Raw genomic sequence first — 12,279 nt, forward strand, 5'->3', positions numbered from 1 at the left:
CTTACTTTACCTCCCTGTACTCTGCTTTTTTCAGATACCGTATGATGAGGTCCTGGGCTTCTAACCATGCTCCTGTCATGCGGATGGTAAATCCATGGGCACTTCCCGGGAAAAGCCGAAATGCCACTTCGTTTCCGGCCTGTGCCAGCCGCTGTCCATAACGCTCGGTAACCGTCCGAAACGGGCAATGCTCTGCGTTGATGATCAAGGTGCGCGGCTGATTTTTCAACATTTCACCGGACGCAAAAACCGGAGAACAGTATGGGCTCTTTAATACACGTACATTTCCATCGCAGTAAAGCATGGAGAACGCGCGGCTGCGTTCATTTCCGCCCGGCTCAAACGACATTGCATTATCCAGTGCCGCATAATCCAGGATCTGAAGCGCAAATTTCATGTTTCCTGTTTTTGCTGCACGCAAGCAGATAGCTGCAGTCAGCGCACCTCCAGCGCTGTGACCGCCGATGGAAATCCGGTTCGAGTCTGCGCCAAGCTCTTTTGCATGTGCAAAAGCCCATTCTGCCACATCCCAGACCTGCTCAAACGCCGTTGGAAATACATATTCCGGTGTTACCGCATAATCGACATCCACTACAATTCCACCGATTTCGGCTGCCACCCTGGCGCAGAACAGGTCGTCATCTCCATCCTGCGGATGGACAAATCCGCCCCCGTGCAGATTAATAAACAGCGGGGCATCTTTCTCAAGATTGTTTGCTTTTGTGATCACACACCGCACCGGCACACCGGTTGACGGGCTCTCAAGCATCGTCTCTTTCTGTTCCACCTGGTTTTTGTAAGCCAGATAGCTTTCCGGGATCACGCGTTCTTTTGCTGCGTTTTTATGCATATTGGTGCGATCCAGGATTTCAAGCTGTTCCTGAAGCAACTCTTTCGTCATATCACTTTACCTCCTTAACTGTAAACCGGGAAAAAAATACTTGCGGAAATGATCAGGGAAACAGATCCCAAGATCAAAAACGGCAGCGTAAACCGAAGCAGCTTCATCGGGTTATGATTTCCAATGGAGAATGCCATCATCGCTGCGGCGCATCCGGTTGGGAATGCAATCGCCAGGCAGGATGCACCGAATACAACCAAAACAACTGCCTTTGGATTCATGCCCCCGGCCAGTGCCGTCGAAACTGCGATCGGTGTCATGATTGCAATGGTTCCATTGTTGCTTAAGAACGTAGTCATAATCACGGTAACAACACAGAACACCGTAATAACCAGGGTGCTGGACGGATTACTTCCCAAAAGCTTCAGCACAAAATCACCGATCAGCTGACCTGCACCGGAAGAGTTCAGCGCTGAAGAAACAACCAGAACACCCGCTACGCAGAATACCATGTCACCGGCAAGTGTGCAGGAAGCTTCCTGACTGGAAACAACACCGGTCAGCACCAGGATAATGCAGCCTGCGATCGGAAGCAGATAAACCAGATTTCCAAGCTGGGTAGAAAATACAAATGCCAGCATGATGACTCCAAATACGCCCCAGACAATCTGCTCCTGACGTTTTGTCAGCTGGGATGCCTTTGTATCTTTGTTGGTGTGCTGCATCGCATTCACGTCCATCTTTGTCTTTGGAATCAGCTTCCATGCAAACAAGCAGTAGATCGTCAACACGATGGACGGGATCAGTCCCACTTTCATATAGTCAAATACACCAAGCAGGAATTCCGGATGCTCTGCTACCAGCCCCTCATAGTAAGAGTTATGGATCATCGGCAGGGTTGCACCCATACCGATCGGAAAACGTCCGAACCAGGCTGCATTGACCGCTGCGATCAGGAAATAAATTCTGGACTGTGCCAGATCGCTGTCATCATCCAGTGTAACGACTAACATCAGCATGACAGACATCAGGGCAGTCATACCGATCAGCTGGGTCAATAAAATGGTGAAACCAAGAATCGCCAAAAGCAGGAAAATTCCGCTTTTCTCCTGAATGGAAGACATCCGCTTGCGGATTACGCTTACCAGACTTGTCTTTCCGATACAACCAGCTACCAGCATCATAGTTGCAACCAGAATTGTGGTTTTATTGGAAAAACCGGAAAACGCCGTGTTTAAATCTATGACTCCGGTCACTGCCAGTGCGAGCATGCAGATCATGCCAGTCAGACCGAATGATATTTTTCTCACCATAAACGATACTGCCATGAATACCAGCACCGCCAGGGTAATGGTCAGTTGTGTGTTCATTTTTTGTTGCCTCCTCCTTTGTACCATAAGAAAACTGCATCGTAATGATTTTGAATCCAGGCCTGATTCCAACAGGTTACTGTTTACACATGCGTACCCAGCACCTCTTATAGTTCCATCATACGCTTGAATCTTCGGATTTTCTAATATATACTAAACATAATACTATAAGAAAAAAGCATAGCATCTCTGTCCATACGCGGAATTACTGTCTCCACCGTATTTCTGACAGCAACTCAGATGCTTTTCAGGAGGAGACTCGTGAACACACTCCACTACGATTACTTCATTGCCATCGCTGAAAATAAAACACTTTCCCAGGCTGCGCGGACGCTTCATGTCTCACAGTCCGTGCTGAGCCGCTACTTGAAAAATCTGGAGGAAGAAACCGGGATCCGCCTTTTTCTCACCTCTTCCGGCTGCTATACCCTGACCCAGGCCGGACAGATTTATCTGAAAAGCGCACGCAAGATCCAGCTGCTGCAATCCCAGCTTCATCAAAAGCTGACTCTTCTGGAACAGGATTCTCCAAACGAAGTACGTTTCGGGATTCCGCCCATCCGTGGAGGCGCTGCGCTTGCCTATATTTATCCGTATCTGTTGGAGCAGTATCCATACATTCAGGTTTCGGTGACAAACGAGGGATCTGCCTCTCTGCATGAAAAGCTTCTCGCCCATCAGCTGGATTTTATTCTTCTGATGATCGATGACTGCGAACTTCAAAGAAAATACGACTACCTGTTTTTCTCTCTTGAACAGAAACAGATCCTGCTTGGCATTCCCAGTTTTCACCCGCTCTATGACAAAGGAGGTACTGCCACCGCGCCTGCTGCCTTATCCGTTTCAGAGCTTTCTGCCATGGAAGATGCCCCGTTTATTCTCCCAGATATCGGAACCGTAATCGGGGAACGCGTCAGCCGTTTTCTGGAACAGAATCATCTGAAGTTCAATATTCAGCTCAAAACTTCGAATCGCCTGACAAACGAACATCTGCTTGCAGAAGGAAGCTATGCCGGTTTTCTGGATGAAGCAAGCGCTTTTGGTCTTCCACAGCTCCATTATTTTTCACTTCCAGGTATGCCCACTCTTTTCGAAGGATTTGCCTTTCGCAAAGGGCATGTTCTGACCCCAATGGAAAAATTTTTTATTTATCTGGAATACCGACGCCTGCACCAGGCAAATTCTGCATTTTTGTGTCTGGACGAAAACACCAGACAAATTCTGAGAGAATATGGAGAAGACTGCTTATGAATTCCAGAATTTATGAATACCTTCTGGCTATTGAAGAAGAACAGAACATCAGCCGTGCGGCAGCGCGCTGCCTGCTTTCCCAGCCAGCACTTTCCCAACAGCTGAAAATCTTTGAAGAAAAACTTGGTTTTCCGGTCTTTGCGCGTTCCAAATCCGCCATGCTTCCAACTGAACGCGGAAAAATCGTGCTGGAGACCGCAAGGCAGATTGCAAAAACAGAGCAGGAGCTTCAGGATGCTTTAACCTCCCTGAAGCAGACTGCTCTGCAAAATGTCCGTATCTATATTGAATACACCATGCGAAACATGTTTCTGAAAGACATCTGGCCGAAAGTCCTGAAACTTTATCCGCAGGCGCGGCTTACACTCACAGCCGGAGACTGTGAAAATGCCTGGCAATTTCTGGAAAATGATGTCGTTGACCTGCTTATCGTAAATACCCGGACCATGTTTTCCAAGCCCTGCATCCAGCAGATCTTTCACCAGGATTCCTATCTTCTCGCCGCATCCCGCTCCCGGTATCAGCAAATGGATCTAATCGAAAGAATGAAATCCAAAGGCTCCTGGAAGTATGACCGCGTTTTTATGAAAGATAATTTTTCCCTTTTCCCATCCCTGCAGCAACAAGCTATGGAACAAACCGGGCTGGCTGACTGCCCAAACATCGTCAAAACCAGCACGTATCAGGAAGCCGCACGCCTCTGCTGCGAAAAAGAGGGACTTAGCATTCTTCCGGAAAGTCTGTTTCATATAATAGAAGCAGACCTGCTCCATATTCCTCTGCCGGAACCATTTTTTGTAAAAGGGCTGCTTGTCTGGAGAGAAGAGCAGGCGCTGAACCCACTCTACCCCTGCATACGGAAACTGTTGGAAGAACGATACCAGGAACTGTAGCAGATTACTCCTGCTGGCCAAACAGCAGATTATCCGCTTAACTGCTCTTCCGGTCAACAACCGGATGACCTGTCAGCCGGTTATCTGACAATTCCCAGAAGCTTCTCGGCCCGCTCCACTTCTTCCTTCGTCGGAGCCGGTACACCTTCCAGCGTATACGGGATTCCCAGATTCTGCCACTTGAATAGTCCCAGACTGTGATACGGCAGGATTTCTACCTTTTTCACGGTCTTTAATTCATCAAGCATACCTCGCATAGCCTTCAGATCATCTTCCTGATCGGTGAGCCCAGGTACCAGCACATGGCGGATCCACATATCTTTTCCGGTGTCGGAAAGATACCTTGCCAGATCCAGAATGTTGTCATTCGCAACACCTGTCAGTTCTTTATGGCGCACGCCATCCATCTCTTTAAAATCCAGCATGACCAGATCCGTCAGTTCCATTAATTTCCGGAACTTACCGAAGAACGGCTCTTCCCTGGTGAAAGGATTGCCTGCGGTATCCAGTGTAGTGTGAATGCCTTTTGCCTTTGCCAGCGCAAAGAACTCCAGCAGGAAATCGATCTGTAGGAGTGGCTCGCCTCCGCTGACGGTAATACCGCCATTGTTCTTCCAGTAGGTGCGGTAGCGGTAAACCCGGTTAAACAGATCCTTCGCGCTCCACTCCTCGCCGCCGGACATGCTCCAGGTCTCCGGATTGTGGCAGTAACGGCAGCGCATGCGGCAGCCCTGTAAAAATACAACGGTGCGAACGCCCGGTCCGTCTACCAGACCAAAGGTTTCCAGGGAATGCACGTGACCCACAAGTGCTTTGTTCTCTTCCATGAACTCTCCTCCTGTATTGTTTCTATGATTATAGTATCTCCCGAAAAGTAAAAACACTCCGGTATAGGGAAATTTTCGTTCCCCCCGGAGTGTTTTTTATCAGACTTCCGTCCGTAAATTACATGCTTGCGTGGCAGGTTCTGGAGATTACATCCATCTGCTGCTCTCTGGTTAAGTCGATGAACTTAACTGCATAACCGGATACACGGATGGTGAAGTTTGCGTACTCCTCTTTCTCCGGATGCTCCATAGCATCGATCAGCTTCTCGGTACCAAATACGTTTACGTTTAAGTGGTGAGCGCCCTGATCGAAATATCCGTCCATAACCTGTACCAGATTGTCGATACGCTCCTGAGCGTCGTGGCCCAGTGCATCCGGGTTGATGGTCTGGGTATTGGAAATACCATCCAGAGCCCACTCGTACGGAAGCTTTGCAACAGAGTTCAGGGAAGCTAACAGTCCGCTCTTCTCTGCGCCGTAAGACGGGTTTGCACCAGGAGATAACGGCTCGCCTGCTCTTCTTCCGTCTGGCATGTTGCCGGTTGCCTTACCATATACTACGTTGGAGGTAATGGTCAGGATAGAGGTGGTAGCCTCGGAATTTCTGTAGGTGTGGCGTTTCTTTAACTTCTCAAGGAAGGTCTTTAACAGCCATACTGCGATATCATCCGCACGGTCATCATCATTACCGTAACGCGGGAAGTCACCCTCAGTCTCGAAGTCCATGATCATGCCTTCCTCATCACGGATTGCTTTTACCTTAGCGTACTTGATCGCGCTTAAGGAGTCTACTACGTGAGAGAAACCAGCGATACCGGTTGCGAAGGTACGGCGGACATCGGTATCGATCAGCGCCATCTCAGCTGCCTCGTAGAAATATTTATCATGCATGTACTGGATCAAGTTTAAGGTATTTACATACAGACCTGCCAGCCAGTCCATCATAACATCGTATTTCCGGATGACCTCATCGTAATCAAGATACTCGGAGGTGATCGGTCTTAACTCCGGACCAACCTGCTCTCTGCTCTTCATGTCGCGGCCGCCGTTCATAGCATACAGCAGGCACTTAGCCAGGTTTGCGCGTGCGCCGAAGAACTGCATCTCTTTACCGGTCTGGGTAGCAGATACGCAGCAGCAGATGGAGTAGTCGTCGCCCCATACCGGCTTCATCACGTCATCGTTCTCGTACTGAACAGAGCTGGTGTTGATGGAGATGTGAGCTGCATATTTCTTAAAGTTTACCGGCAGAGAGGAGGAGTAAAGAACGGTCATGTTCGGCTCCGGGCTCGGTCCCATGTTCTCTAAGGTGTGCAGGAAACGATAGTCGGTCTTGGTTACCATGGAACGGCCATCTACGCCGATACCGCCAACCTCCAGGGTAGCCCATACCGGGTCACCTGAGAACAGCTGGTTGTAGGACGGGATTCTTGCGAACTTCACCATACGGAATTTCATTACCAGATGGTCGATCAGCTCCTGTGCCTCTGCCTCGGTGAGCACACCATTTTCAAGGTCACGCTCAATGTAAATATCAAGGAAAGTGGAGATACGGCCGACACTCATTGCAGCACCGTTCTGGGTCTTAACTGCGGACAGATATCCGAAGTACAGCCACTGAACAGCCTCTTTTGCGGTCTTAGCCGGCTGGGAGATATCGTAGCCGTAAGACTGAGCCATAACCTTCATATCCTTCAGAGCCTTGATCTGCATGGACAGCTCTTCTCTCTGACGGATGATGTCATCGGTCATAACGCCATCGCCACAGTTAGCAAAGTCATTCTGCTTCTCCTGGATCAGGAAATCGATACCGTACAGAGCAACACGGCGGTAGTCGCCTACAATACGTCCGCGGCCATAGGTATCCGGAAGTCCGGTAATGATCTTGTTGTGACGAGCCTTCTTCATCTCAGGAGTGTAAGCATCAAATACGCCCTGGTTGTGAGTGCGGCAATACTCGGTAAAGATCTTATGCAGCTCCGGATCCGGCTCATAACCGTAGTTCTGGCAAGCCTGCTCAGCCATCTTGATACCGCCATACGGCATGAAAGCTCTCTTTAACGGCTTGTCGGTCTGAAGACCAACAATCTGCTCTAAGTCCTTATCAGCTTCGCTGATGTAGCCCGGGCCATGGGAAGTGATACCGGAAACAATGTGGGTATCCATATCCAGAACGCCGCCCTTTGCGCGCTCCTCTTTCTGAAGACCCTGCAGGATTCCCCACAGCTTGTCGGTAGCCTCTGTCGGGCCGGCCAAGAAGGACTCATCTCCCTCGTAAGGCTTGTAGTTATGCTGGATAAAATCACGGGTGTTTACTTCTTCTTTCCACAGGCGGCCGGCAAATCCATCCCACTGATCAAAGTTAGTCATTTGGTGTTTTCCTCCTTAAATTGTACTGTGTTTTTGCATACTGTATACATAGCTGACAGAAAAAAATATAACTTCTCAAATATTTTGCTATCTGATTAGTCATATTGTCTGTCCGTCATCTGCCGCTGTCTTTTTCATGGGGGATCAGCAGCTTCTCTGTATACCTCAATACCGCTATGATTCGTTAAAATCATAACGATTCATTCTATAGCAGGCCATTCATCTGACCTGCATATAGAATATCATATTTCCTTAAAATTGCAAGCGGTAAATCTGCGTTTTTTTCTCAATATGATCCAGGTATCCATTTTTGTACAATCTGCATTCTCCTGTATGCACAGTCTAAGATACTGCTTCGGCCAGCATTTTTGCGGACTGGAGCACCAGTGTCGGTACAAACGCACAGACCAGCACTGCCGCAAGCTGCCGTACGCTTAAATCTGCCACTGCAAACATAGCCTGCAGCCCCGGTAAAAACAACACCGCTGCCAGAAGCAGCGTTCCCGTTTCAAAAGCCATCACACTCCACATATTGCTCCAAAGTCCCAGATAAAGAACAGATCTGCTGCTCCTGCAATTAAATCCGTGAAGCAGCCTTGCCAGCGTCAGTGCCGAAAATGCCATTGTGCTGGCTGTTCCAGCTCCTCCGGTTTCCATCCCTATCTGATAAGCAGTCATGGTAGCCCCTGCGATCAGGATTCCCTGCACCAGAAGACGCCACAGAAAGGAGGGCGTCAGGATTCCTTCCTGCGGATTCCGCGGCGGACGGTCCAGAAGTTCTTCCTCCTGTGGCTCCATTCCGATCGCAATGGCCGGAAGTGAATCCGTCAGCAGATTGATAAACAGCAGATGCACCGGAGCAAACGGCATCGGCAATGCAAGAACGGAAGCATACAGCACGCAAAAAATCCCGGCCATATTTCCTGACAGCAGAAACTGTATCGCATTCCGGATATTCCGGTACACATTCCGGCCATTTGCCACTGCCTTGATCATGGTGGCAAAATTGTCATCTGTCAGGATCATGGAAGCTGCATCCTTGGATACTTCCGTTCCCATCATTCCCATGGCCACACCGATATCTGCCTTTTTCAGTGCCGGGGCATCGTTTACGCCATCTCCTGTCATAGCCACGATCTGTCCCCGGCGCTGCCAGGCTTCCACGATCCGGATCTTGTGCTCCGGCGATACCCGGGCATAAACCGCAGCCGATGACAGCTTTCTGTCCAGTTCCGCATCTGTCATCTGATCCAGCTCCTGTCCCGTCACCACCAGATCTCCCGGTTCCCAGATTCCGAGCTTTTTCGCTACCGCAAATGCGGTAACCGGATGATCTCCCGTAACCATAACCGGGTGGATGCCGGCTTTTTTCGCCGTCAGCACTGCCATCTTCGACTCAGGTCTCGGCGGATCCAGCATGGCAGCCATTCCCAGAAAAACACCGGAATTTTCCAGTTCCGGGCTGCAGTCCTGCATCTGCTCTAACGGACGGTACTTTACAGCCAGCACACGGAGTCCACCGGCTGCCCATTTCTCATTCTGCTGCCGGAGCTGCTTTTTTTGCTCCGACGTCATGAGCTTTATTCCCTGCTTCGTCAGGATCCTTTCGGTCCGTTCCAGAAGCACATCCGGAGCGCCTTTTGTAAACAGCACAAAGCCTCCGTCGCAGTAATGCAGCGTGCTCATCCGCTTTCTTTTGGAATCAAACGGCAGTTCCCCGAGACGGGGCATCTCTCTGCGTACCGCCTCCGGTGAAACCTCTGCCCGCAGCGCCATTTCCAGAAGCGCTGCTTCTGTCGGATCCCCCGTGCAGACACCATCGTGCAGTACCGCATCGTTATCCAGGACCGCTCCGTATAAAAAATACCGATGTACCGGATCATACAGCCTTAGCTGCCCCGGCGTCAAAACAGTTCCATCCACCAGTATCTGCTCAACCGTCATGCGGTTCCGGGTCAGGGTCCCGGTCTTATCCGAACAGATCACCGACACACAGCCCAGGCTTTCCACCGCCTTTAAATCCTTGATAATGGCATGTTCCCGGGCCATCTGCTGGGTTCCCATGGCCTGGACAATGGTCACGATGGAGCCCAGTGCTTCCGGGATAGCCGCCACAGCCAGCGCCACCGCAAACATCAGGGCTTCCAGCACACCTGTCCCCCGGTACAGACTTAATCCGAACACCAGCGCACAGATTCCAAGGATCAGCGCTGCCAGATGGGTGCTGAACTGATCCAGACTGATCTGCAGAGGTGTTTTCTTCTCCTTTGCCGAATTCATAAGACCGGCGATCTTTCCGAGCTCCGTCTCCATGCCGGTAGCTGTCACCACAAAAACGCCACGGCCGCCGGTTACCAGGGAGCCGGTGAATGCCATATTGGACTGATCGCCCAGGGGAGGCTCTGCTTCCGTCTTAAGTACGCCCGACCGCTTCTCCACCGGCAGAGACTCTCCGGTCAGCGAGCTCTCATTCATCTGAAGATTGTGGCACTCCAGCAGCCGTCCGTCTGCCGCCACCAGACTTCCTGCATCCAGCAGCACAATATCTCCCGGCACCAGCTTCGCTGCCGGGATTTCCAGCTCCCGGCCATCCCGCAGTACCCGGGCAGCCGGTGCAGAAAGTTTTTTCAGGCTTTCCAACGATTTTCTGGCCTTTTCGTGCTGGATCGTTCCCAAAACCGCATTCATCGTGATGACCGCAAAGATGACCGCCGCACTTTCCCCACTTCCGGAAAGAATGGAAATGGCTGCCGCCGCGATCAGAATCAGCACCAGAAAATCCTGAAACTGCTCCAGAAAGACCTGCCAGGTCTTCTTTCCCGGATACTCCTGCAGTGCATTCTCACCATATTGTGTATACCGCGCTTCTGCCTGCCGCGTCGAAAGCCCGGACCGGCTGCTCTCCAGCCCGCGCAAGGCTTCCTCCGCTGTCATCCGATACCATGTTTTCATTTCGCCACCGCGCTCCCGGAGATTTTCAGGTTTCCGCGCGCTCATACAAAATCTGCCGGGAACCGTTCTTATCTATGAGTATGTATCGGCCGGGCTGTTCAGTACCTTTTATTTTCTCCGGTCATTCGCTTTCCGCAGCTTCCGGCCGATCCACAACAGCGCCAGAACAAAAAGTCCTCCCACAAAGAAAACAACTCCGATTCCCACCGCGACCAGAAAAATCCTGGTTAGCTTTTCCAGATATTCCTGCAATCTGGATTTTCCGTGGGGCGGCTGCTCTTTTGGCTCTTCACCCTCTGCTTCTGGCATCTTTTCCAGCGTTTCTGTGACCGCCCTTATCGACTCCGGCACAGTTTCTTCCTGCCCTTCCTCGTTCAGTTCCCCGTCTGCGCCGCCCCGCTTCAGCTCCTGCCACCGCTCCGGTTCTACAACGCCCTCATACTGCACCCGCCAATCCCTAAGCAGCCGGTTTCCGTACGCCATGGCATCCCGGCACACGATACCGTCTTCCTTCTCATATGGTGTGCCGGTCCAGACAATCTCCTTTACCTCGTATTCTTCTGCAGAAAGCCCCATGCTCTCAAGCAGCTCTGTTCCATACTGCTCTGCCAGCTCTGTCAGCTGCTCCGGCTCTTCCAGATCTGTTTTCTTTACCGTTATCTCCCCAAGCTGATATGCTCCGGCTCCGTACTCATAAAATGTTATCGGAAAGGAAAAATCATCCTGCCAGTAAGCCGCTTCTTCAACCCAGCCCACCGCCTGGCATGGAACCATTTCCCCGTCATGGCCTGCCAGGACAGAAACCATAATCTCCTCCGGAAGCGCTGCCTCATCCTCTACCGCTTCGTATGTTACTTCCCGGTGCACTGTTTCCGCGCGCACCTCCAGACAGCCCACCACACCCATCTGCACCAGAACCAGTGCCGCCCAGAGTGCCGTCTGGATCCCTTTTACTGCATCCTCGGTCACTTTATCCCTCCATAATCCAATTTTCCTGTTGCCCTAACCAGTCAGTTTTCATTTCTGGAATTCCCTGCCGCGAACGGGCCGGGTTGTCTGCACATACCGGAACCGGCGAACTGTGCTGAATGATTCTTACCCTTTATTCTACTTTGGGCCGGAACACACGTCAAGCGCATTCCAGCCCATCTCTTTTTTCTCTGCCGCATGATTCGACAGACCTACGTTTTCTTACTGCTGACACCATCCATATACGAAGCAGCAGCGCGATGATGCTCATCTGGTTTCATATACCAGCTGATACAGCCGCTCCAGCTCCTGAAATGCTGCCAGATCCCTTAAATCCTGCAGACCATCCAGAATTCCGGCCAGATACCAGCGATGGCTTTCCCGGTTCTTTTCATTGAACCGCTGCCAGATCTCATCCCCGATCACCATGTAATCCCGGGCCGTGCTGCGCATATTGCTGAGCTTGTCTCCCAGCGTCAGCAGCTTCACCTCGCGGGAAGCCTGCTTTAAATGCTCGATCGTACTGGCCTTTCGTTCCCTCCAGGTCCGCTCCTTGTCCTCACTTTCCTCCTGCACCAGGGACAGGATCCGGCCGCCAAAGGTCCGCTCCAACTCCTCCGGCGTCACACTGGTATCCTCCAGCACATCATGAAGATATGCCGCCGCAATGACCTCCGGGTCATCTGTCATCTGCGCCACAATGAGCGCTACCTCCATAGGATGATAGATGTAAGGGATCCTGCTTCCCTTCCGCATCATGCCCTCATGAGCTTTTGCCGCAAAAACCGCTGCTTTCTGAATCATT

9 protein-coding genes are annotated in these 12,279 nt (G+C 51.0%); 2 read left to right on the forward strand and 7 right to left on the reverse strand.

Annotated features, from left to right (window positions below; all coding sequences use genetic code 11):
* Position 1: 1 nt before the first annotated feature.
* Positions 2 to 901 carry an alpha/beta hydrolase gene (locus ACMP1L_RS00565; protein ID WP_118531613.1) on the reverse strand — a complete coding sequence of 300 codons (900 nt, stop codon included), beginning with the start codon at positions 899 to 901 and terminating at the stop codon, positions 2 to 4.
* 14 nt (positions 902 to 915) lie between these two features.
* Positions 916 to 2,211 (reverse strand): SLC13 family permease, encoded by a 1,296-nt coding sequence (locus ACMP1L_RS00570; protein WP_418451637.1) that lies wholly within the window; start codon positions 2,209 to 2,211, stop codon positions 916 to 918.
* A gap of 261 nt (positions 2,212 to 2,472) precedes the next feature.
* Between ACMP1L_RS00570 and ACMP1L_RS00575 the strand changes: the two genes are divergently transcribed.
* Both ACMP1L_RS00575 and ACMP1L_RS00580 read left to right on the forward strand, forming a co-directional pair.
* Positions 2,473 to 3,462: a LysR family transcriptional regulator gene (locus ACMP1L_RS00575; RefSeq protein WP_418451639.1), complete on the forward strand. Its 990-nt coding sequence runs from the start codon at positions 2,473 to 2,475 to the stop codon at positions 3,460 to 3,462.
* Positions 3,459 to 4,355: a LysR family transcriptional regulator gene (locus ACMP1L_RS00580; protein WP_418451641.1), complete on the forward strand. Its 897-nt coding sequence runs from the start codon at positions 3,459 to 3,461 to the stop codon at positions 4,353 to 4,355. Before ACMP1L_RS00575 ends, ACMP1L_RS00580 begins: the two co-directional genes overlap by 4 nt.
* An 80-nt stretch (positions 4,356 to 4,435) precedes the next feature.
* Here ACMP1L_RS00580 and pflA read toward each other — a convergent pair whose 3' ends face one another.
* From pflA to ACMP1L_RS00605, 5 genes are all read right to left on the reverse strand, one after another.
* Positions 4,436 to 5,182, reverse strand: coding sequence for a pyruvate formate-lyase-activating protein (pflA, locus tag ACMP1L_RS00585; protein WP_118733466.1), 747 nt, complete (start codon positions 5,180 to 5,182; stop codon positions 4,436 to 4,438).
* A gap of 118 nt (positions 5,183 to 5,300) precedes the next feature.
* A complete protein-coding gene (gene pflB, locus ACMP1L_RS00590) occupies positions 5,301 to 7,553 on the reverse strand; it encodes a formate C-acetyltransferase (protein WP_418451643.1) in 2,253 nt (750 codons plus the stop codon).
* 342 nt (positions 7,554 to 7,895) lie between these two features.
* Positions 7,896 to 10,505 (reverse strand): cation-translocating P-type ATPase, encoded by a 2,610-nt coding sequence (locus ACMP1L_RS00595; RefSeq protein ID WP_418451645.1) that lies wholly within the window; start codon positions 10,503 to 10,505, stop codon positions 7,896 to 7,898.
* Between the two features lie 108 nt (positions 10,506 to 10,613).
* Positions 10,614 to 11,474, reverse strand: coding sequence for a hypothetical protein (locus ACMP1L_RS00600; protein ID WP_418451647.1), 861 nt, complete (start codon positions 11,472 to 11,474; stop codon positions 10,614 to 10,616).
* 267 nt (positions 11,475 to 11,741) lie between these two features.
* Entirely contained in the window at positions 11,742 to 12,278 is a 537-nt protein-coding gene (locus ACMP1L_RS00605; protein ID WP_418451649.1) for an HD domain-containing protein, read from the reverse strand.
* Between the last annotated feature and the right edge of the window lies 1 nt (position 12,279).

Origin of the sequence: Ventrimonas sp. (assembly GCF_048380235.1) — a bacterium.
GTDB lineage: Bacteria > Bacillota > Clostridia > Lachnospirales > Lachnospiraceae > Brotaphodocola.